Below are 21,707 nucleotides of genomic sequence, written 5' to 3'. Positions count from 1 at the left end.
TCATCAGTATTCGCTGTGCTGCCACTCAATGTCGCTGAAGGTGGTGAAGTCGGGCAGCCACTGAAGCTCCACCGTGCGGGTCTCGCCGTGGCGGTTCTTGGCCACGATGCACTCGGCCAGGTTGGGGTTCTCCGTGTCCTTGTTGTAGTAGCCCTCCCGGTAGAGGAAGAGCACGATGTCGGCGTCCTGCTCGATGGCGCCCGATTCACGCAGGTCAGAGAGCATGGGACGCTTGTCGGTACGGGACTCGTTGGCACGGGAGAGCTGGCTGAGGCAGAGAACAGGGACGTTCAATTCCTTGGCCATGATTTTCAGGGACCGGGAAATGTCCGAGACGATCTGCTGCCGGTTGTCGCTGGAGCGGGTTTTGCCCCCGGCGGACTGCATCAGCTGCAGGTAGTCGATGACCACCAGGCCCAGATCCTCCACTCGGCGGCACTTGGCGTTGATATCGGCCACCGAAACGGAGGAGTCGTCGTCAATGAGAATTTTGGAGCGGGTGAGGGAGTCGGCGGCCACCGCCACCTTCTCCCAGTCCTCCTCGGTGAGCTTGCCGGTGACCAGCTTCTTATTGTCCACGAAACACTCGCTGGAGATAAGGCGGAGAGCCAGCTGCTCCCGGCTCATTTCCAAGGAGAAAAAGGCCACCGTCTTGCCCGACTTCTTGCCGGCCTCCAGCAGGATGTTCAAAGCCATAGAGGTCTTGCCCATACCGGGACGGGCGGCCAGAAGGATGAGGTCGGACTTGTTGAGGCCGGAGATGGCCCGGTCCAGGTCCCGCAGTCCGGTGGACATGCCCGGGATGGCGCTGTCACTGGCGGCCAGCTCGCTGAGCCGGTCGTACACGTCAATGAGTACGTCGGAGATGGGGGTCAGACCCCGGGCGGCGCGACCCTGGCGGATGGCGTAGATGCGCTGCTCCGCCGCCTCCAGAATGTCCTGGCCGGTGTCGGTGCCCTGCTGAATCATGGCGGTGAGATCGCCTGCGGTCTCGGCCACCCGGCGCAGCAGGGTCTTGTCCTTGAGAATGTCAATGTATTCCTTGACATTGGCGGCGGTGGGGGTGGTGTCCATGAGCTGGAGCATGTAGCTCCGGGACTGGTTCTCGTCGTAGACTCCGTTCTGCTTCATGTTCTCCAGCACCGTCACCGGGTCAATGGTGAGGGAGTAGTTGAACATGGAGTAGATGGTCTCGTAGATCTCCCGGTTCTGCCGCAGGTAGAAGTCGTCCGGGCGCAGCTTGTCGATGACCTCCGGCACGCACCGGGGGTCAATGAGCATGGAGCCCAGCACCGCCTGCTCCGCTTCCACGGAGTGGGGCAGCTGCTTCAAGAGCAGTTCTTCATCCTCCAGAGCCATGTTGTCACCTCCTGGGAAATGCAGAATGCAGAATGCAGAAATGCAGAATGACCGCTATGCCGAACCCTTGGCACTTTTCAAAATAGCGGTCAGAATCTGCTTCAGTTCCACACAGTCCGCCAGCAGGCTGCTGCCTTCTGCCTTGGTGAAATAGTCTGTCTCCGTCATCAAACGGATCCAATATTCCGTTTCCGTTGCCTCTTTATAGGCAATATATATTTTAGCAATAAAATCCTTTTTGCCGTGGGCGTTGTTGGCCTCGTGTACGTTGGCCCCAATACTGGTGGCAGAGCGCAGAAGCTGTTTGGACAGAATGTATTCCCGTCTTTCTGCGGACAGGTGCTGATAAGCGCGTACCATACGCACAGAAAACGCAAAGCTCTTATCCAGAATCACATTCTCCCGCATGACGCATTCACGTCCCTTGTCAGCAAAACATTCACCGGAAACCGCATGTTTCCATACGGCGCAAATGGGTCTCAGGTCCGGGAATCATTCTGCATTTCTGCATTCTGCCTTCTGCATTGGAAAAGTAAGCCAAAGGCTTACTTTTCCTCCACCACCATCACGTTGACGGTGCCCACCACTTCATAGCCCAGCTTGGCCTTGATCTGGTAGCCGCCGCAGGCCTTGATGGGCTCCTCCAGCACCAGCTTGGCCTTGGCGATGGTCACGCCGTGCTGAGCGGCCAGGGCCTCAGAGACCTCCTTGGCGGTGACAGCGCCGAAGAGCCGTCCGCCCTCGCCAGCCTTGGCGGGGATCTTCACCATCAGACCCTCCAGCTTCTTGGCGGTGGCCTCGGCCTCAGCCTTCTCAGCAGCCTCCTGGGCCTTGCGGGCCTTCTCCTGCTGCTTCATGGTGTTCAGGTTCTCGGCGGTGGCGATGACCGCCAGCTTCTTGGGCAGCAGAAAGTTGCGGGCGTAGCCGTCGGACACGTCCACCAGCTGGCCCTTCTTGCCCTGGCCTCTTACGTCTTGCTGTAAAATGACTTTCATAATGTGTTCCTCCAAATACAGTGAGTATTTTTAAATTACAATATTGCAAAAATGGGGGGTAAACGGGGGGAATCCCGCCGCCCCGGTCAGGAATCCAGATAGCGGTCGATGGCCTGGGCCAGCTCCACGGTGACCTGCTCCAGGGTCTTGCCGGACACCTGTCCGCCCGCCGCCGCGGCGTTGCCGCCGCCACCCAGCTGCTCCAGAATCACCTGGACGTTGGTGTCGCCCATGGAGCGGGCGGAGATGACCACCCGTTCCCCATCAGGGGCAAGGACGAAGGAGGTGTCGATGCCGATGATGTTCAGAAGCTCATCAGCGGCCTGGGCCGCAATGACCCGGCCCACGGGACGGTTGGCCACGGCGATGGCGATGTGGTCCCGATAGAGCTTGGCATTCTGGATGATGGAATACTTGGCGATGGTGCCGGACAGGTCGTTCTGGTAGAGCTTTTTCACCTCAGCGGTGTCGGCGCCGGAGCGGCGCAGGAAGGCGGCGGCCTCGAAGGTGCGTCCGCCGGTGCGCATGGTGAAGTTCTTGGTGTCCAGCACGATGCCCGCCAACAGAGCCTCAGCCTCGGTGCGCAGCAGCTGGTTGGGCTCCATAACGTACTGGAGAAGCTCGGTGACCAGCTCGGAGGCGGAGGAGGCATAGGGCTCGTGGTAGTTCAGGGCTGCGCCCTCGATGTAGGTGGCCGCACGGCGGTGGTGGTCGATGACCGCCACCCGGTTGCAGGACTTCAGCAGATCCTCCGCCTGGACCTGCTCGGGACGGTTGGTGTCCACCACCACCGCCAGGGAGCGGGTGTCGGCAATGAGCAGAGCCTCCTGGGGCGAAAGGAAGCAGTCCTGATACTCGGGCAGCTGGGCCAGCTTGTCGATGAGCTCCTGAGCCGGGGGAGTGCCCGCTTCCCGGATGATGTGCACCGGCACACCGTTTTTCCGGCACAGGGCAAACACGCCGGCCGCGGCGCCCAGACAGTCGTTGTCCGGGAAGCGGTGGCCCATGATGAACACCTGGGAGGAGTCGGAGATGAGGGAGGACAGAGCGTTGGCCATGACCCGGCTCTTGACCTTGGTGCGCTTCTCCGTCTCCTTGGAGCGTCCGCCGTAGAATTCAAAGGTGAACTTGTTGCGGATGACCGCCTGATCGCCGCCCCGGGACAGGGCCATGTCGATGGACAGGTTGGCAAACTGCAGAAGCTCCTGATAGTTCTCGCCGTCCTTGCCGATGCCGATGGACAGGGAGGCGTTGATGCCGCTGGGGTTGACCACCTGGTGGATGGTGTCCAGAATGTCGAATTTCTTCTCCACAAACTGGGACAGGTACTGCTCCTCAAAGATAAAGAGGTAGCGTTCCCGCTGGTAGCGGCGGAGAAGTCCGCCGGTGTGGGCCACCCAGGCATCCAGACGGGAGTCGATCTCCGAGACCAGGGCGGAGCGCTCGTTCTCCGTCAGGTTCTTCATCAGCTCCTCGTAGTTGTCCAGCAGCAGCACGGCGGCCACCGGACGGGTGGCGCGGTACTCGTCACGGACCAGACAGAACTCGGTGACGTCCACCCAGTAGAGGGTGGCCAGGAAGCCGCCGCTCCGTCCGCCGGTGCGCACCAGATGGCCGAAGACCAGGAAACGCCGGCTGCCGTAGCTTACCTCGCTGGGACAGGAGCTTTTTCCCTCCATGAGCCACCGGGTGTCAAAGCCGGGGATCAGGGTGGACAGCTTGGCATCGAAGAGGTGCTCCCGCTGCCCGGTGAGCTGGAGAAAACGGTCATTGGTCCAGATGATGTCGTCGCTCTCCGGACGGAAAATGATCATGGGCAGGGGTGAATTGGTCATGGTGTCCCGGGTGGCGGTGTCCACCGTGCCCGTGACGTTTTCCAGGTACTTGGAGATTTCACGCCGCCGCCGCCGGTTGCTGGCCCGGTTGTAAAGGCCCAGACAGGCAACCACCGCCAGCTCCGCCGCCGCCAGGGGCAGAGAGAACAGCGCGGAAATTCCGGCAAATAAAATCAGGCAGACGAAGTAGAGCTGGAAGCTGGGCTGAAACAGCTGGGCAATCTTCCGGTTCAACGGAACGTCCCCCTTTCCTGCGTGTCGCAAAAATTTTTGGAGATTGAATCCCAAAACAAAGGCATTTTATTATATCAAATCCCACCGGAAAAGACAATAGGGATAGGCGGGGACAGGGGGGACAAAAATTCTTTCTGTAAAGAGGAAAAGGACCGTTGCACCACAGAAAAAAGACTGCTATAATGTGGGGGAAAAGGCCGTATTCCGCACGGCCCCCCGCGGAAACGGGAGCAGGAATGGTACCCGCCGGACACCCTGAGTGTCCAGCGCACAGAGATATGCTTTTGTGTGGAATGTAAGCCAGTAAAGGAAATTAGGAGGCAACCGCAATGCAAGAGATCAAGATCACCCGCGCCGCCACTCTGAAGGAAAAGCCTGATTCCTCCACCCTGGTGTTTGGCAAGAATATGACCGACCACATGTTTATTGTGGATTATGATGAGGGACAGGGCTGGCACGACGCCCGCATCGTCCCCTACGGCCCGCTGCCCATTGACCCCGCCGCCAAGGTGCTGCACTACGCCGAGGAGATCTTTGAGGGCCTGAAGGCCTACCGCACCGCCGACGGAAGCATCCAGCTCTTCCGCCCCGACTGCAACATCGAGCGGATGAACAACTCCGCCTCCCGTATGTGCCTGCCCGAGATTCCTGCCGACCTGGCTCTGGCCGGCATTACCGAGCTGGTCAAGCTGGAGCGCGACTGGGTGCCCGCTGAGAAGGACACCTCCCTCTACATCCGTCCCTTCATGATCGGCCTGGATCCCGCTCTGGGCGTCCATGCTTCCCACCACGTGCAGTACATCGTCATTGTCTGCCCCGTGGGCGCCTACTATCCCGAGGGACTGAACCCCGTGAAGATTTACGTGGAGGACCAGGACGTCCGCGCGGTCCGCGGCGGCACCGGCATGGCCAAGACCGGCGGCAACTACGCCGCCTCCCTGCGGGCCGGCGACCGGGCCGAGAAGGCCGGTTACAGCCAGGTACTGTGGCTGGACGGCGTGCACCGCAAGTACATTGAAGAGGTTGGCTCCATGAACGTTATGTTCAAGGTGGCCGGCAAGATCATCACCCCCGACCTGAACGGCTCCGTGCTTCCCGGCATTACCCGCCGCTCCTGCATCCAGCTGCTGAAGGACTGGGGCTATGAGGTGGAGGAGCGCCGCATCTCCGCTGAGGAACTCTTCGAGGCCGCCGAGAAGGGCGAGCTGGAGGAGGCCTGGGGCACCGGCACCGCCGCCGTTGTCTCTCCCATCGGTGAGCTGGCCATGGGCGACAAGAAGGTCACCGTCAGCAACAACCAGATCGGTGAAATCACTCAGCGCCTGTATGACGAGCTCACTGGAATCCAGTGGGGCCGCGTGGCCGACACCCACGGCTGGACCATGAAGGTGTGCTGAGCCAGTCTCCACACAAACAAGACATAAAACGAGCCCCGGAGGCAATTGCCTCCGGGGCTTTTCTTTGTGGCGGTTATGGGTGCAGGCTGGCGATAAACTGCCGGGCCACCCGGGGGGTACGGCCGGAGTGACGGATCTCCCAGGTCATGGCCTGGGCGTGGAGCTCCTTGGGGTCCATGGAGATGCCCGCCTGCCGGGCCAGATAGTCCACCAGGGCCAGGTAGCCATCCTTGTTCATGGTCAGGTAGGGGATGCGCAGACCGAAGCGCTCGGCCAGGGCGGTCTTTTCCGAGATGGTCTCAAAGGTGTCCACCTCGTCCCCTGCCCGGTCGGTGAAGGTCTGGCGCACCAGGTGGCGGCGGTTGGAGGTGGCGTAGATAGCCACATTCACCGGCCGCTTCTCCAGACTGCCCTCCAGAATGGTCTTCAGGGAGGAGTAGGTCTTGTCGTCCTGGTCAAAGGCCAGATCGTCAATGAACAGGATGAACTTCTGCCGCCGCCCGTTGAGAGAGCGCATCAGCCGGGGCAGGCCGGTGAGGTTCTCCTTCTGAATTTCGATGAGGCGCAGGTCCTCCATCCCCGGCAGGTAGAGCATGGACTTCACCGTGGCCGACTTGCCGGTGCCGCCGTCTCCGAAGAGGAGGACGTTGTTGGCCGCCCGGCCTGCCACCAGCTGGCGGGTGTTCTGCTCCACCTGGCCCCGCTGCAGCTCGTAGCCCAGCAGGTCCTCCGGCTTGGGGCAGTCGGGGTCGGCCACGGGAATGAGCGCCCCCTCCTCCCACAGGAAGGCCCGGTACCGGGCGTACAGACCGCAGCCGTGGGCGCGGTAAAAATCGGTGAGCTTGGCAAAATCAAAGGGAGCCCCCGACTTCCACCGGGGCAGCCCGGCCAGCACCGGGGCGTAGTCGGCGGACAGGGCGCTTTTCATGGCGTCGATGTACCGGTCGCAGTCGGTCTCAGCCAGCAGCACCAGGGTCTCCACATCCCGCCGGGCGCCCTCCTCCAGGGCGGGGTCCTTCTCGCCCCGCTCGGCCAGAGCGCCGTAAGGACTGTCGGAGTAGCGCAGGTAGTCCCACAGCCAGTCTCCCAGGCCCTGGAAGCCCTCCGCCCGCAGCAGGTAAAAGACCTGGCCGTACAGATCCAGGGCGCGCTCCCCGTTACCGAAGCCGCAGGTGAGCAGCAGTTGGGACACTGCCTGCATGAGGGGGGTGTCCATCAGAGGACGATAGGTACAGATACCGCCCAGAGCGGTATGTAATGCGTTCAGATTCATGGCCCATTCTCCCTTTTTGTGGTGTTCCGGTTCCATTTTAATGTCTGCCTCCGCCCTTGTCAACCAAAGGGGGGTGTGATAGAATAAGGTCCGCAAGTGGGCGGCGAAGGGAAAAATCCCGGCTTTGTTGGGGGTTGCCGCCCTCATTTTTACGGCAGCGAGGTTTTTATGGTATCCATCGGAGGAATTACAATTGAGACGCCCCTGGCCCTGGCCCCCATGGCGGGGGTGACGGATGTGGCTTTCCGTACCATCTGCCGGGAGCAGGGAGCGGGGCTCACCTGTACGGAGATGGTGAGTGCAAAGGCCCTGTGCTACCAGGACAAGAAGTCCATCCCGCTCCTGAAATTGGGGGAGGGGGAGCACCCCGCTGCCGCCCAGATCTTCGGCAGCGACCCCGCGTGCATGGAGCAGGCGGCCGGCATCGCCCATGAGGTGTCCGGGGCCGACTTCATTGACATCAACATGGGCTGTCCCGTGCCCAAGGTGGCCAACTCCGGAGACGGGTCGGGTCTTATGCGGGACCCGGACAAGGCGGTGAAGGTGCTGGAGGCGGTGGTCCGCGGCGCGGGCTGTCCGGTGACGGTGAAGTTTCGCCTGGGCTGGGACAAGGGCTCCATCAACTGCGTGGAGTTTGCCAAGGCCATGGAAGAGGCGGGCGCCGCCGCTGTGGCCGTCCATGGCCGTACCCGCAACCAGATGTATGCCGGAACAGCCAACTGGGACTGGATTCGGGAGGTCAAGAAGGCGGTGAGCATCCCCGTCATCGCCAACGGGGACGTGTTCAAGCCCACCGACGCCCCCAGGATTCTGAAGTACACCGGGGCGGATATGGCCATGATTGGCCGGGGCGTGTTTGGGAATCCCTGGCTCTTTGCCCAGTGCAAGGCCGCCCTGGAGGGCCGCCCCATTCCGGACATGCCGCCCCTGGCGGAGCGCTGCGACACTGCCGTGCGGCAGTTTGAGATCTCCGCCGCCAACAAGGGGGAGAAGATTGCCTGCCTGGAGGCCCGGCGGCACTACGCCTGGTACCTGAAGGGGGTACCTCACGCGGGCTATTATAAGGAACAGATTGTGAAAATCACCACCCTGGAGGACGTGTATCGGGTCACCAGGGGGATTAAGCGGGACTTGTGCTGAACGAGGAACGGAAGACTTGAAGCCGGGGCGGAGGGGGTCCCGGTTTGGATGGACCGAAGAGGAGTGAGCGCGGTGACGGAGCAGGAGCTGGTAGCCCGGGCCAAGGCGGGGGACCAGCAGGCCTTTGAACAGCTGGTGCTGGACAATCAAAACCGGATCTATTCCCTGGCCGTACGGCTGACGGGGGACAAGGAGGAGGGGGCGGACCTGGCCCAGGAGGCCTTTGTGAAGGCCTGGCAGGGGCTGCCCTCCTTCCAGGGAGAGAGCAGCTTTGCCACCTGGATTTACCGTCTGGCCACCAACGTGTGCATCGACTACCTGAGAAAGCAGAAGCGGAGGCGGCAGGTGGAGTCGGAGCTGTCCCTGGACGATGACGAGGCGGCCTGGAGCGAGCCGGCGGACTGGAGCCAGGACCCCCAGCGGCAGCTGGAGCGCTCTGAGATGGGCCGGACGCTGGAGCGGGGGCTCCAGGCGCTGCCGGAGCAGCAGCGGCAGATTCTGGTGCTGCGGGAGCTGTCCGGCCTGAGCTATCAGGAGATTGCCCAGAAGCTGGAGCTGGATTTGGGGACGGTGAAGTCCCGGATTGCCCGGGCCCGGCTGGCGCTGCGAAAAATTTTGCTGGCGGATGGGAACTTTTTTGCGCCGCCGCCGTCTAACTCTGCGAAGAACGAACAAAGGAGGTGAACCGGTATGGATGGCTGTGAAACCATGGAGGTCTGGCTCAGCCTGCGGCTGGACGGAATGCTGGAGCCCGAGGAGGAGCGGGAGCTGGAGGCCCACCTGGCCGTCTGTCCCCGCTGCCGCGCCCTGGCGCAGGAGCTGGAGGCCGTGCATACCGCCTTCCCTCAGCTGGAGGACTGCTCCGCCCCGGAGGGCTTTGCCCAGGGTGTGATGGAGCGCATCGGCGCGCTGGAGCAGAAGCCCAAGGTGGTCCCCCTGTTCCGCCGTCCCCAGGTGCGGGCGCTGGCGGGCCTGGCGGCCTGCGCCGTGCTGTGTATCGGCCTTTACCGGGGCGGTATGCTGAATCAGGGCGTGGACTCTCTGGAGGTGGAGAGCACCGGAGCGAGTCTCGATGCCGCCACCTATGAGCAGGCGGATCGCTCTGCGGCGGACCAGAATGACCAGAATACAGTGGCCACGGAGACGGAGGAGCCAACCACGTCTTTGGAGGAGCAAAAGGATACGGCGGTTCGGGTCGCCCCTGATCCGGCACCGGCCGATGGAAGCGGGGATGCCTCTTCCAGTGACGGCAGCCTGAGCGTGCCCCAGACACAGGACAGTGTCCAGCCCTCTCAATTTCAGATTACCGCCCAGATGACGCAGGGCTATACCGTGGCCGGTCAGACGGTGTGGGCGGTGCTGACTTTGGACCGTCTGCCCCAGGGCTGGGAGGATGTGCTGGGTCAGTCCCCCGAGTGGCTTACCGACGAGGCGGGCCGGACCTGCTGCATGATTACCGCCGGGCAGCTTCAGCAGCTGCAGACCCTGGCGCAGCAGGAGGGGACCATCTCTTCGAGCATTCAGGGCCAGGCGGAGGAGGATCAGTCCTGCGCGCTGGTGCTGCTGGAGACCCCCTGATTGGCATGCGAGAATAACCTTCGGCTTTTTGCCGAAGGTTATTTTTTTGTCTTTCCGGCGAATCCGTGGGAATTTGCAGAGTTTTTGATGGTTTGGGCACTTTATACGAAAAAATAGTGAAGTATCCTGGGTTGAGTTGGGGAAAGGACTGTGGCGGTGCCAAAAAAGGAGTTGTCACAGGAGGAATTTTAATGTATAATAACCAACAGCATGTAACGTCTCCCGACCTTGGACCGGGAGCGTCGCAATAGCCCAAACATAAGGAGTGGAACCAAGATATGAGATATTCTGTACAAAACATCCGCAACATCTGCCTGCTGGGCCACGGTGGCAGCGGCAAGACCGCTTTGGCAGAGAGCCTTCTCTATATGACCGGCGCCATTGACCGTATGGGCAAGGCCGCGGACGGCAACACCGTGTGCGACTATGACCCCGAGGAGGTCAAGCGTCAGATTTCCATCTCCCTGTCTGTCGCCCCCGTGGAGTTCAAGGGCTGTAACATCAACGTGCTGGACACCCCGGGCGGCTTTGACTTCTCCGGCGAAGTGATGGAGGCCCTGCGTGCCGCCGACGCCGCCATTATCGTCTGCTCCGCCAAGGACGGCATCTCCGTTGGCCTGGAGAAGGCCTGGAAGTACTGCGAAGAGCGGAATATGCCCCGCTTTATCTATATCTCCAAGACCGATGAGGACAACTCCGACTACAACGCCACCTTCGATGCTCTGCGTGCCAAGTACGGCAACAAGATCGCTCCTCTGGTGGTGCCCATCTGGGACGAGAACAAGAAGGTCATCGGCATCATCGACGTCCTGAACAAGCGCGCCTATGAGATGCGCAACGGCAAGCGGGAAGAGATTGAGATTCCCGAGGGCAAGGAGGACGTCATCACTCAGTTCAACGACGCCCTGAAGGAGTCCGTGGCTGAGACCAGCGAGGAGTTCATGGACAAGTTCTTCTCCGGTGAGGACTTCACCTACGCCGAGATGATCCAGGGCCTGCGCCAGGGCGTGCGGGAGCTGTCCCTGTTCCCGGTGCTGTGCGGCTCCGCCGTCAACACCATGGGTTCCCTGATGCTCATGGACTACATTGTGGAGCTGCTGCCCACTCCCATGGAGGGCAACTACCACAAGGCTACCCGCCAGGACGGCGAGACCGAGGAGTTCGTGGTCTCCCCCGGCGGCGTGCCCACTGCTTTCGTTTTCAAGACCGTCTCCGACCAGTACGGCAAGTACTCCTATATCAAGGTTCTCTCCGGCGTCATCACCTCTGACCTGACTCTGGTCAACGCCCGCACCGGCAACACCGAGAAGCTGGGCCGCCTGTACGTCATGCGGGGCAAGAAGGCTGAGGAGGTCAAGGAGCTGGGCTGCGGCGACATCGGCGCCATCGGCAAGATGGAGAAGGTGAAGACCGGCGACACCCTGTGTGACCCCCGTAAGGTGGTAGCCCTTAAGCAGATTCCCTTTGCTGAGCCCTGCTACTCCGTGGCCATCGCTCCCAAGACCCGCGGCCAGGAGGACAAGGTGGCCCAGGGCCTCAACCGCCTCAACGAGGAGGATCCCTCCTTCACCGTGGTCAACAATTCCGAGACCCACCAGATGGTCATCTACGCCGCCGGCGACATCCAGGTGGACGTGCTGGTGGCCAAGCTGAAGAGCCGCTTCAATGTGGAAGTGGAGCTGAAGACGCCCCGCGTTCCCTACCGTGAGAAGATCCGCAAGACCGTCCAGAAGCAGGGCCGTCATAAGAAGCAGACCGGCGGTTCCGGCCAGTTCGGCGACGTGTGGATTCGCTTCGAGCCCAACCCCGAGGAGGAGCAGATGGCCTTTGCCGAGGAGGTCTTCGGCGGATCCGTGCCCAAGAACTTCTTCCCCGCGGTGGAAAAGGGCCTGCGGGAGGCCTGCCTCCACGGTCCTCTGGCCGGCTATCCGGTGGTCAACCTGAAGGCCGTGCTGTATGACGGAAGCTACCACCCCGTGGACTCCTCGGAAATCGCCTTCAAGACGGCCGCTCAGCTGGCCTACAAGGCCGCCATGCCCGAGGCCAACCCCGTGCTGCTGGAGCCCGTGGGCGAGCTGAAGGTCACCGTGCCCGACAGCTACATGGGCGACGTCATCGGCGATCTGAATAAGCGCCGCGGCCGCGTCATGGGTATGACTCCCACCGGCGACGGCGACCAGGTCATTGAGGCTGAGGTGCCCATGGCTGAGATGGCCTCCTATGCCATCGACCTGCGGGCCATGACCCAGTCCCGCGGCTCCTACACCTTCCACTTCGTCCGCTATGAGGATTGTCCTCCTGCGGCCCAGGAGAAGGCCATTGCCGCTGCCAAGGCCCTGGCTGAGGAATAAGAAATACGAAAACAGCCCGCCCCAATCGGGGCGGGCTGTTTTTTATAGGAATGCTCCGGGGAGGCCCATTGAGACGTCCCTGGTGGGGGATAGGCGCTTTCCCAAAAGAGTTGCGGCAAGAAGGATTCAGCGCTGGACCAGCAGCTGGACCTGCCACTGACCGCCGTTGTCCGTTACCGCGTAGAGCCGAGTGTCGTCTGCGCTGGCCAGCAGAGTTGCGGTCTCATCCAGCAGAGCGCTGGTCAGGGTGTCGTCCAGCTCAGCCAGCAGCAGGGAGTTGTCCCGGTCCACCAGCAGGTTGGTTCCGGTCAGGATGGCGCTGTGGAAGCTGCCGTCCTCCCAGTCGGAGGAGTACAGCACGTCCAGGTCGGTGAGACCGTCTTCCGCGCTGATCAGCATATTGCCGCCGGCATCCACGCACTCCAGCATGCCCTCCGCTGTACGCAGGCAAAGGATGCCTTTGTCCAGCACGCCGGTATAACCGTCGGGATTGGCGATGGTGTTGCCCTCTTTGTCAATGACATAGACGTAGCCGTTGTTGTTCAGCACCGCGCAGTCGCCCAGCAGGCGGCACTGGGCCGGATCGGAGAAGGGAACAGTCAGCTCCCGCACCACAGAGCCTGCCTCATCCACCACAATGAGCCGCTCATCCTCGGTCATGGCAAACGCAGTGCCGTTATAGTAGGGACCCATGCCATACTTGGCGGAGCCGCTCAGCACATTCACCGCCAGGGAGAGGGAGCCCTGGTCAAAGAACTGGACGGTGTCACCCAGGCTGAAGCGGAAGAACTGGTTTTCGGTAAACTTGTCATTCTGGTAATAGGATATCAGCACCAGGGCGTGGACTGTTCCGGTGGACAGGTCCCGGGAAACCTCAAAGTCCAGGAGGACAGGAGTGCCCAACTGGGTGTTCAGGTCCTGGGTGACCAGTGTTTCACCGGTGGAGGCGTCAACCACCAAGAGCTGGCTGTCAGTCACATAATAGAAATAAGGGGGCACCAGGTCAGCAGAGGTGTCCAGGATGTAGTTGGTGGTAAACATTCCGCCGATGAGGGAACGCTCTTCCCCGGACAGGGTATACCAGCCGCCGCCCTGCAGCTGAGTGCCGTAACCATAGAAGGAATAGGTATCGTCGCCGCCCTTGGCCGGCCAGGATTGGGACAAGGAACCGTCTTTGTTGTAGAGATCCACCGTATAACCGTCGTCGGCCTGCTTGGTTCCGGCCACCATTCCCTGGGCGGAGCAGGAGATCCCCGTGTAATCCAGGGGGATGATTTCCTGTCCGGTCAGGTCCACGACCCCGTACCGGTCGTGATAACAGACCACAAAGCCGTCGGAGAAATCGGCTCCGCGGATGCTGTCGTAGCTGGGAGCTACCACTTGGCTGCCGGTCAGATCATATACGCCGTAGGAGCCCTTCTCCTGGACGGCCACATAGAACTTGGGGTCCAGCTTGTTCACTGTGAGGTAGGCCATGTCGCCGTACTGGCAGGAGAGAATTTCCTTGCCGGTGCTGTCCACCAGACCGTAGTAGTCGGTGGCAGGGTCCTGGACAATGAAGGTGTCTCCGGCGGCAGAGACGGGGGTGTAGGCGACCGTAAAGCCCTCCGGGGCGGCCTGAGGAGCAGAGGAGGACGCCGAACCTGTTCCGGTGGGCTGAGAGGCGGAAGCGGAGGAGGAGCTGCTTGCGCTGTTCTGGGAGCCGCAGCCTGTCAAACTGGCCAGCAGTCCGGCGGCCACCGCAAAAGAGAGCAGTCGTTTGCCGAGGTTCATGATACAACATCCTTTCTTTCCATGCGCGGAAAGCCTGCCCGTTATTCCCCCTGTTTCAGCGCGGCCCGCAGGCGGCTGAGGGTGACGGGAGACATCTCCAGAAAGGAGGCGATGTACCGGTGGGGGACCTGGTCGATGAGGCCTGGGTAGGCCTGCAGAAACCACTGATAGCGTTCCATGGAGGTGCGTTTGTGCAGGACGGTCTTAATCTGCCAGTGTTCCAGCAGAGAATTGCGCAGCAGGCTGTTGTAGATGTGGACGGTGCGGACATCGTTTTGCAGGAGAGTCATTGCGTCTGCCACCGGGATACACAGCAGCTGAGAGTCAGTGAGTGCCTCAATGGAGATGCAGGAAGGGGCGTCCAGTTGAAAAACGGGAATCGCCGGGACACCGCACTTGGCGCCAAAGCAATCGGTAATATCCCGGCCGTTGTAGTCAAAGAAAAAGCCCCGGAGAATACCGGAAAGCAGGAAGGAGAGCTGGTTTATGGTTTCTCCCTCCCGAACCAGAAGCTCCCCCTTGGACAGGTGCCGGAACTGGGCCAGAGATACAAGCTGTGCCCGCAATGCTTCATCTGGAATGGGCAGAATATCGGTAAAAAAGGTTTGGGCATCCATGAAATTGCCTCCCGCGCATAAGATAAATTCATTATACCCCGGTCAGAAAAAGCGACGCAATATCACAGGATAACGCAGCGGAGGGCTTTACAGAATTCACCAGACCGCCCCGGATGCAGAAAGGGGCTGCCGCAGCAGACAGACGGCAGCCCCATGTTATGTGGGAAATAAGAGGGAAAATACTAAGAGTTTGCGGGAACAATATGCCTCTGATAGGCGATGCGGGGCGACCCGCTGAGGGTCCAGATGCGGCCGCAGCGGACAAAGCCGTTTTTCTCCAGCACGTGCTGCATGGGACGATTGTCGTCGTGGGTGTCAATACGCACGTTGGGATGCTGGGCCAGCACCCAGCGGAAAATCTCGGTAGCCAGGCCTGGTACCTCACCCCGGCTGGCTACCCGGTGGACTGCACAGTAGGGGCTGTCGTCCAGCCAGGCCCCCTCAATGACCTTGTAGGTGGGGTCCTCCCCGGGGATCATGGCAAAGACGGCCTGGAGCCGTCCCTCCAGCTCCACCACATAGCTCTGCCTCAGGCGGATGTCCTCCAGCACCCGCACCTCACTGGGCTCGGTGTCGCCCCACTGGGTGGGATTGCCCGAGGCCTTCATGAAACGGCGGGCGGCGGCATAAATTTCCAGAATTTGGTCGAAATCAGAGGGGCGTGCGGGTCGAATCATAAAGACGGCTCCTTTCATGGGACAGCAGAAAAAACTGGAGTATGTGACTGATTATACCCTGTTTCGCCCCCTTCGTACAGACGAAACAGGAAATTTTCCCGGGATGGAGCCTTTCGCCTTTACCCCGGCGGCGCCATGTGCTATACTAAAACAACATGGAACAGCAGGCGTTTTCGGCGCATCGGGGCCATTTCGCTCCCAATGCGCCGGATTTTCTCGTGGCGGGGGACCGGTTCCCGCCGGTGAAGAGACGGAAGGAGTCATTGCAATGGATTTGACCGAGCGCATGGTGGAGAGCAAAACCATTTTTGAGGGCCACATCATCAAGGTGACCCTGGACCAGGCCATGCTGCCGGACGGCAAGCTGGCCAGCCGGGAAGTGGTCTATCATCCCGGCGGCGTGGCCGTGCTGGCGCTGGACGAGGAGAACCGGGTTACCCTGGTGCGGCAGTACCGCTATCCCATTGGGCGGGAGCTGCTGGAGCTGCCGGCGGGCAAGCTGGACCACGGCGCGGAGGAGGACCGGCTGCTGGGCGCCCAGCGGGAGCTGAGCGAGGAGACCGGCCTGGAGGCGGAGGAGTGGACCTATCTGGGGTACATGCTGGCCTCGCCGGGCTTCTGCGACGAGGCGCTTCACATGTACCTGGCCCGGGGCCTGCGCCGCCGGGAACAGCACCTGGACGAGGACGAGTTCCTGGACGTGGTAACCATGTCCTTCCAGCAGCTGGTGGACCAGGTGATGGACGGCTCCATCACCGATGCCAAGACCATTGCCACAACTCTGAAGGTGAAAACGCTGCTGGGGCTGTAAGCTCCCGCGGCTGTGGAGAGACAAGGAGGCACCCATGGGAAAGACCATTCTCATTGTAGAGGATGAACAGAACATTGTGGACATCCTGTCCTTTAATCTGAGCCGGGAGGGCTATGATACCCTGGAGGCCTATGACGGCCCTACTGGGCTTCAGCTGGCCCTAGAGCAGAATCCCGACCTCATCCTGTTGGATCTGATGCTGCCGGGCATGAACGGCTTTGACGTGTGCCGCAAGGTGCGCGAGTCGGGCAGCTCCACCCCCATCCTGATGCTGACGGCCCGGGAGGAAGAGGCGGACAAGGTGCTGGGCCTGGAGCTGGGGGCCGACGACTATATCACCAAGCCCTTCTCCATGCGGGAGCTGCTGGCCCGGGTCAAGGCCAACATCCGCCGGGTGGAGATGGCGCCTGCCGCTGCCCAGCCCGAGGAGAGCGGAGATGTGCTGCGCCTGGGCCGGGTGACCATTGACCGGGAGAAGGCGGTGGTGACCAAGGACGGCCGAGCTTTGGATTTGACCCAGCGGGAGTATGACCTTATCTGCTACCTGGCCGCCCAGCCGGGGAAGGTGTTCTCCCGGGAGGCCCTCATGGAGCATGTGTGGAACTACGAGGGCTATGTAGGCGACGTGCGGGCGGTGGACGTGGCCGTGCGCCGGCTGCGGGAGAAAATTGAGGACGATCCTGCTTCGCCCAAGTTCATTGTGACCAAGCGGGGGATGGGGTACCTGTTCGGAGGCTGAGAAGCCTGCCGGAACCGCACCGCAATCCGCCTGACGCGAAAAGACCGCGGCTCTCAGCCGCCTCGGAGGTGAACCCATGCGCAGTGTGCATATGAAGCTGGTGATGATTCTGGTCCTGCTCATTCTGTCTCTGATGACAGTGGTAGGAGCCTTCCTCATCAACTCGGTGACAGCCTTCTATCTGGAGGAATTCTACACTCAGATGGCGGACGTATTTGGGGATGAGGACCTCTACGAGGATCTGACCACCCAGGCGCAGGGCGAAGAGGGCGGAAAAACCGGCGACGCGGAGCAGATGGCCGAGGTGCTCAAGGCCTACTCCGGCGCGCTGGGCGTGGACAACATCAACCGCAAGCTGTATATCCTGGACAGCAACGGGAATTGCCTCGTCCATCCCGACGGGGAGACGGGGCAGCTGGAGTACACCAAGAATCTGTCCTTTGCCCTGACCACCGGGCTGGAGACCAACCAGTCCGGCGATGAGAGCAACCCCGCCCTGAACTACATGGATGTGGCCGTGCCCATTCAGCGTGGGGACCAGTCCTACATCATCTATATTTACGACAACAAGGCCACCGCCAACAACCTAACCGACCAGATGTTCACCCTCATTGTGGAGGCTTTGCTGTTCGGTGTGGTCATCTCGGTGCTCCTGTCCTTCCTGCTGTCCAAGACCATGGTCACCCCCATCCAGCGACTGACGGAGGGAGCCATGCGGGTGGCCGAGGGGGACTTCTCCCGAAAAATTGAGGTGACATCCCGGGACGAGATCGGCGTGCTCACCGATACCTTCAACGACATGGCGGGCCAGCTTCAGGACACCCTGCGCCAGGTGGAGAACGAGCGCAACAAGCTGGACACCCTGTTCCTCCACATGACCGACGGCGTGGTGGCTTTCTCCCGGGAAGGGACGGTCATTCACTCCAACCCCGCCGCCGCCCGGATGCTCCGCCAGAGCATCGGGGAGGAGACCTCCTACGACCAGCTCTTTGGCGATATCGCCTCGTTGGAGCAGGTGCTTGAGGCCCCCGACCACCTGGAGGGTGAGCGGCAGGTGCGGGACAGCTTCCTGCAGCTGCTGCTGGCTCCCTTTGACCGCGGACGGGAGGGGGGCGGCGCCCTGGTGGTCATTCACGACGTCACCGAGCAGCGCAAGAACCAGGAGATGCAGCGGGAATTTGTGGCCAATGTGTCCCACGAATTGCGGACGCCTCTGACCAACATCCGCTCCTACGCCGAGACCCTCACCGAGGGAGCGGGAGACATCCCGCCCGCCATGGAGAAGAAATTCCTGGGCGTGATTCTGAACGAGAGCGACCGGATGACCCACATTGTCCAGGACCTGCTCACCCTGTCCCGGTTCGACTCGGGACGGGACGATTTGAAGCTGGCCCGATTCTCCTTCGGGGCAGCGCTGCAGGATCTGTATAACGCCGTCTACATGGAGGCCCAGCGCCACAACCATGTTCTGCGCCTGGTGGAGGGAGAGGACCTGCCCGATATCGTGGCCGACCGGGAGCGGATCCTGCAGGTCATGATGAACATCGTCTCCAATTCCATTAAATATACCCCCGACGGGGGCGAGATTACCATTTCCGCGGGACGGACCGAGGACAAGGTGTGGATGATCGTGGATGACAACGGCATCGGCATCCCGGAGGAGGACCGCCCCCGGATCTTTGAGCGCTTCTACCGGGTGGATAAGGCCCGCTCCCGCCAGTCCGGCGGCACCGGCCTGGGCCTGTCCATTGCCAAGGAGATTGTGGACCGGCACAAGGGAACCCTGGAGCTGCTGGACAAGGAAGGGCCGGGCCTGGCGGTGCGGCTGGAGCTGAACATTGAGGGACCGGACCATGGATAAGGGAAGAAAAAGACGGCGTGCCATTGAGCTTGCCAAGGATGTGCTCATTGTACTGCTGACCTGTTCGGCCCTGTGGCTGGTCACCCGCAGCCAGATTATGAGCTCTATCAACGGGCTTCTGCAGGAGGAGACGCCTGCGGGCGGGACCCATGAGACCCAGGGCGGCACGCGGGCCGACGCCCGACCGCTGCGCATTGTGGCCAGCCTGCCCGGGGAGACCCGGACCGGCCGCTGCGCCCTGCAATACGATCAGGTGGCGGTGGACGGCCTGTTTCAGCAGGTGGTCGGCCTGCTGGTGGAGACGCTGTCCAGCGCCGGGGCGCCGGAGGAGGTCACCCGCAGCCAGTGGGAGCAGGCGCTGACCACTCCGCCCAGCCTTTGCCTGGATTTTCAGGGGGAAATTCCCCTGACGGTGCTCTCCGGCTGGCTGGCCGGGGAGGAGATAGACAATACCGCCACGGTGCGCCGGTTGGTGCTCACCGTCTGGGAGAAGTCGGTGGCTCTGTACTACCAGGACCGGAACGACGGAAGCTACTACCGCTGCCTGTCCGAGGTGGCCAACGGCCAGCATCTCACCGAGGCGCTGGTGTCTCTCCAGGATAACGGGGCCTACTATGCCTTTGAATCGGGACAGTATGACTGGCTGGATCCGGATACTCTGCTGACGGACAGCGTGCCCACTCCCGACGTCTATCAGGTGAAGAATCCGCTCTCCGGCGACCAGAGTGCCCTGGAGCAGATTATGACGGCCCTGGATTTGCCCGTGAACTCCAGCAGCTTCTACTCCGTAGGGGATGAGCGGGTGGCCCGTATCGGAGGAGATAACCTGCGCCTTTCGGGAAACGGAGTGGTGGAGTACCACGCCGAGGAGGGCAGCAGCCTCTTCACGGCGGCTGCCCAGCCGGAGGACGCCACCCTGTTTCAGGTGGTGGAGGCCTGCCGGAAGCTGGCCGCGGCGACGGTGGGCAGCAATGCAGGGCAGGCCAGATTGTATTTCTCCGGGGTTCGGGAGAGCGAGGAGGGGCTGGAGGTATCCTTCAACTACTGCCTCAACGGCATCCCGGTGCGGCTGGAGGACGGAACGGCGGCCTGGTTCCAGGTGGAAAACGGGCGCATTACCCGGTTTGTGCTGCGCTACCGCAGCTATACAGACAGCGGAGAGACCTCGGTGGTTCTGCCCATTCCCCAGGCGGCGGCGGCCATGGAGGCCATGGGCCTGGAGGGCGAGGAGCTGCTGCTGGTCTACTCCGACAACGGAGGAGAGACGGTGAGCGCCTCCTGGGCGGCCACCGGGAACGGAGCTTAAAGCGGAGGTGAGACGATGGAATGGCCAAAGCTGAAAAACATCATTCTGATCATTCTGATCCTCACCAATTTGTGCCTGCTGGTCTTCGTGGCCCAGGGAGAGCTGCGCAACAGTCAGCTGCAGCGGCAGGCCCGGGAGGAAGCCATCCAATTTTTGGCGGACCGGGGAATCACGGTGGATGAGAAGCAGGTGCCTCAGACCATGGAACTGCTGCCCCAGACGGTGGAGCGGAACCTGGAGGAGGAGAGCCAGCTGGCTGCCGCCCTGCTGGGACAGGGGGTAACCGTGGAGGACCGGGGAGCGGGTGTGTACCGCTACTCCAACTCCACCGGCTCCATCCAGTTTCACAGCGATGGGTCCTTCAGTGCGGAGTTCTCTTCCGGCGCCTTCCCTATGGGGGAGGACCGGGTGAAGGACTGCACGGAGCTGCTGGAGAAGCTGAACTTTCGGGGCGAAGTGCTGAGTGAGAAGGAGGATGCGCTGGTGTTCCGCCAGACCTGGAACGGGTATCCCCTCTTTACCCAGCAGGTCACCCTGGAGATTTCCGACGGCTGCCTGACAGCCATGACCTCCGGGCGGCGCCTCATCGGCGAGCCGGTGGAGGACACCACCCGGCAGCCCATCACGGTGGTCACCGCGCTCATCAACTTTTGGAACGGGCTCAACGCCCTGGGCGACGTGTGCAGCCGGATTGATACCATTACTCCCGGCTATGTGTCGGTGACCGCCTTGTCCGGCCCCATGACCCTGACCCCCGTGTGGCAGATCACCACGGATACCGGGGCCTATCAGCTGGACACCCTGACGGGGGAGCTGAGCCGGGTGGTCTGAGAAACGCGGCGTTTTCGCCCCTTCCCGCACAGCCGGTGTGCTATGCTGGGCGGGGCGGCCCCGGGAATGGGCATCGGCCCAAACGGAGAGATTGAGGAAGTGTGTCAATGCAATTGAGCAAGGACAGCCCCATCGGGGTCATTGACTCGGGAATTGGGGGCTTCAGTGTGGCCCGGCAGGTGCAGAAGCTGCTGCCGGGGGAGAATCTGATTTATCTGGGGGACGGGGCCCACATTCCCTACGGGAATCATCCCCGGGAGACCATCGTGGCCATGGCCCGGTACATGTTCCGCTTCATGGAGCGGAGGAAGGTGAAGGCTCTGCTGGTGGCCTGTAATACCATCTCCTGTGTGGTGGAGCAGTGCCAGGACGCGGTGTCCTGCCCCACCATCAACGCGGTGCAGGCGGGAGCGGACGCGGTGTCCCGCATGGATGTGGAGAAGGTGGGGGTCATCTCCACCGTCTTTACCCACCAGTCCCGGTGCTACCCCAGCCGTATCCGGGCCCAGAGCCCCAAAAAGGTTGTGGTGCTCAGCTGCGGCTGCCCCGATCTGGCCCGGCTGGTGGAGCACAACCTGGGCGATCCGGCCGGTATGGCCCAGGTGGAGGATAACCTGCATAAGGAGCTGGACCACATGGTGCTGGTGGACAAAATCCAGTGCTGTGTGCTGGGCTGTACCCACTACCCCCTGGTGGCCGACAGCATCCACAAGCTGTACCCGGACCTGCCTCTGGTAGACCCGGCGGAGCAGATGGCTCTGGAGCTGCGGGACTACCTGGACCGGGAGGGGCTGCGCCGGGAGGCGGGTATTCCCGGCCGGCTGGACATTTTTACCACCGGAGACGTGAAGGAGTACGCCCTGCGGGCCAAGCAGGTGGGGCTGGAGCGGCTGGGCTCGGTGGCCTTTTACCCGCCCATGGAGCTGTAAG

At 61.7% G+C, this 21,707-nt stretch carries 19 protein-coding genes; 11 read left to right on the top strand and 8 right to left on the bottom strand.

Going from position 1 to position 21,707, the window contains the following annotated elements; translation table 11 throughout:
* Positions 1–3: 3 nt before the first annotated feature.
* From dnaB to AC3YUO_RS01550, 4 genes are all read right to left on the bottom strand, one after another.
* Complete coding sequence (gene dnaB, locus AC3YUO_RS01565) at positions 4–1,359, bottom strand: replicative DNA helicase (RefSeq protein ID WP_118641531.1); 1,356 nt, start codon at positions 1,357–1,359, stop codon at positions 4–6.
* A gap of 54 nt (positions 1,360–1,413) precedes the next feature.
* Positions 1,414–1,755, bottom strand: a complete 342-nt coding sequence (locus AC3YUO_RS01560; RefSeq protein ID WP_489961282.1) for a four helix bundle protein — start codon at positions 1,753–1,755, stop codon at positions 1,414–1,416.
* 149 nt (positions 1,756–1,904) lie between these two features.
* Positions 1,905–2,354, bottom strand: coding sequence for a 50S ribosomal protein L9 (gene rplI / locus AC3YUO_RS01555; protein ID WP_118641530.1), 450 nt, complete (start codon positions 2,352–2,354; stop codon positions 1,905–1,907).
* An 86-nt stretch (positions 2,355–2,440) separates the two neighbouring features.
* Positions 2,441–4,423: a DHH family phosphoesterase gene (locus AC3YUO_RS01550; protein WP_489961281.1), complete on the bottom strand. Its 1,983-nt coding sequence runs from the start codon at positions 4,421–4,423 to the stop codon at positions 2,441–2,443.
* Between the two features lie 329 nt (positions 4,424–4,752).
* On the opposite strand from AC3YUO_RS01550, the gene AC3YUO_RS01545 reads away from it, so the two are divergent.
* A complete protein-coding gene (locus tag AC3YUO_RS01545) occupies positions 4,753–5,820 on the top strand; it encodes a branched-chain amino acid aminotransferase (protein WP_118641528.1) in 1,068 nt (355 codons plus the stop codon).
* A gap of 73 nt (positions 5,821–5,893) precedes the next feature.
* Here AC3YUO_RS01545 and AC3YUO_RS01540 read toward each other — a convergent pair whose 3' ends face one another.
* Complete coding sequence (locus AC3YUO_RS01540) at positions 5,894–7,093, bottom strand: ATP-binding protein (RefSeq protein WP_489961280.1); 1,200 nt, start codon at positions 7,091–7,093, stop codon at positions 5,894–5,896.
* Positions 7,094–7,261: 168 nt separating this feature from the next.
* Here AC3YUO_RS01540 and dusB point away from each other — a divergent pair, with 168 nt between their 5' ends.
* The 4 genes from dusB to AC3YUO_RS01520 all read left to right on the top strand — a co-directional run bounded on the left by dusB (position 7,262) and on the right by AC3YUO_RS01520 (position 12,162).
* Positions 7,262–8,233, top strand: coding sequence for a tRNA dihydrouridine synthase DusB (gene dusB / locus AC3YUO_RS01535; protein ID WP_489961279.1), 972 nt, complete (start codon positions 7,262–7,264; stop codon positions 8,231–8,233).
* A gap of 48 nt (positions 8,234–8,281) precedes the next feature.
* Positions 8,282–8,917, top strand: a complete 636-nt coding sequence (locus tag AC3YUO_RS01530; protein ID WP_489961278.1) for a sigma-70 family RNA polymerase sigma factor — start codon at positions 8,282–8,284, stop codon at positions 8,915–8,917.
* 6 nt (positions 8,918–8,923) lie between these two features.
* Complete coding sequence (locus tag AC3YUO_RS01525; RefSeq protein ID WP_489961276.1) at positions 8,924–9,811, top strand: anti-sigma factor family protein; 888 nt, start codon at positions 8,924–8,926, stop codon at positions 9,809–9,811.
* Positions 9,812–10,089: 278 nt separating this feature from the next.
* On the top strand, positions 10,090–12,162 hold the full coding sequence (locus tag AC3YUO_RS01520; RefSeq protein WP_489961274.1) for an elongation factor G: 2,073 nt from the start codon (positions 10,090–10,092) through the stop codon (positions 12,160–12,162).
* 126 nt (positions 12,163–12,288) lie between these two features.
* Here the strand turns inward: AC3YUO_RS01520 and AC3YUO_RS01515 are convergent, their stop codons facing one another.
* The 3 genes from AC3YUO_RS01515 to AC3YUO_RS01505 form a co-directional block, all read right to left on the bottom strand.
* Complete coding sequence (locus AC3YUO_RS01515; protein WP_489961273.1) at positions 12,289–13,935, bottom strand: WG repeat-containing protein; 1,647 nt, start codon at positions 13,933–13,935, stop codon at positions 12,289–12,291.
* Between the two features lie 41 nt (positions 13,936–13,976).
* Positions 13,977–14,552, bottom strand: a complete 576-nt coding sequence (locus AC3YUO_RS01510) for a Crp/Fnr family transcriptional regulator (RefSeq protein WP_489961272.1) — start codon at positions 14,550–14,552, stop codon at positions 13,977–13,979.
* A gap of 182 nt (positions 14,553–14,734) precedes the next feature.
* Positions 14,735–15,229: a GNAT family N-acetyltransferase gene (locus AC3YUO_RS01505; protein ID WP_489961271.1), complete on the bottom strand. Its 495-nt coding sequence runs from the start codon at positions 15,227–15,229 to the stop codon at positions 14,735–14,737.
* A 268-nt stretch (positions 15,230–15,497) separates the two neighbouring features.
* On the opposite strand from AC3YUO_RS01505, the gene AC3YUO_RS01500 reads away from it, so the two are divergent.
* From AC3YUO_RS01500 to murI, 6 genes are all read left to right on the top strand, one after another.
* A complete protein-coding gene (locus AC3YUO_RS01500) occupies positions 15,498–16,040 on the top strand; it encodes an NUDIX domain-containing protein (RefSeq protein ID WP_489961270.1) in 543 nt (180 codons plus the stop codon).
* Positions 16,041–16,074: 34 nt separating this feature from the next.
* On the top strand, positions 16,075–16,779 hold the full coding sequence (locus AC3YUO_RS01495; protein ID WP_489961269.1) for a response regulator: 705 nt from the start codon (positions 16,075–16,077) through the stop codon (positions 16,777–16,779).
* A gap of 76 nt (positions 16,780–16,855) precedes the next feature.
* On the top strand, positions 16,856–18,640 hold the full coding sequence (locus tag AC3YUO_RS01490; RefSeq protein WP_489961268.1) for an ATP-binding protein: 1,785 nt from the start codon (positions 16,856–16,858) through the stop codon (positions 18,638–18,640).
* Positions 18,633–19,946 carry a hypothetical protein gene (locus AC3YUO_RS01485; RefSeq protein ID WP_489961267.1) on the top strand — a complete coding sequence of 438 codons (1,314 nt, stop codon included), beginning with the start codon at positions 18,633–18,635 and terminating at the stop codon, positions 19,944–19,946. Before AC3YUO_RS01490 ends, AC3YUO_RS01485 begins: the two co-directional genes overlap by 8 nt.
* Positions 19,947–19,961: 15 nt before the next feature.
* Complete coding sequence (yycI, locus tag AC3YUO_RS01480; RefSeq protein WP_489961266.1) at positions 19,962–20,777, top strand: two-component system regulatory protein YycI; 816 nt, start codon at positions 19,962–19,964, stop codon at positions 20,775–20,777.
* Positions 20,778–20,884: 107 nt separating this feature from the next.
* Positions 20,885–21,706: a glutamate racemase gene (gene murI / locus AC3YUO_RS01475; RefSeq protein ID WP_489961265.1), complete on the top strand. Its 822-nt coding sequence runs from the start codon at positions 20,885–20,887 to the stop codon at positions 21,704–21,706.
* The last annotated feature ends 1 nt before the right edge of the window (position 21,707 follow it).

It is taken from the genome of Pseudoflavonifractor sp. HNCC25GI2 (genome assembly GCF_058136395.1).
This window is presented reverse-complemented; position numbering and strand designations above follow the sequence as displayed.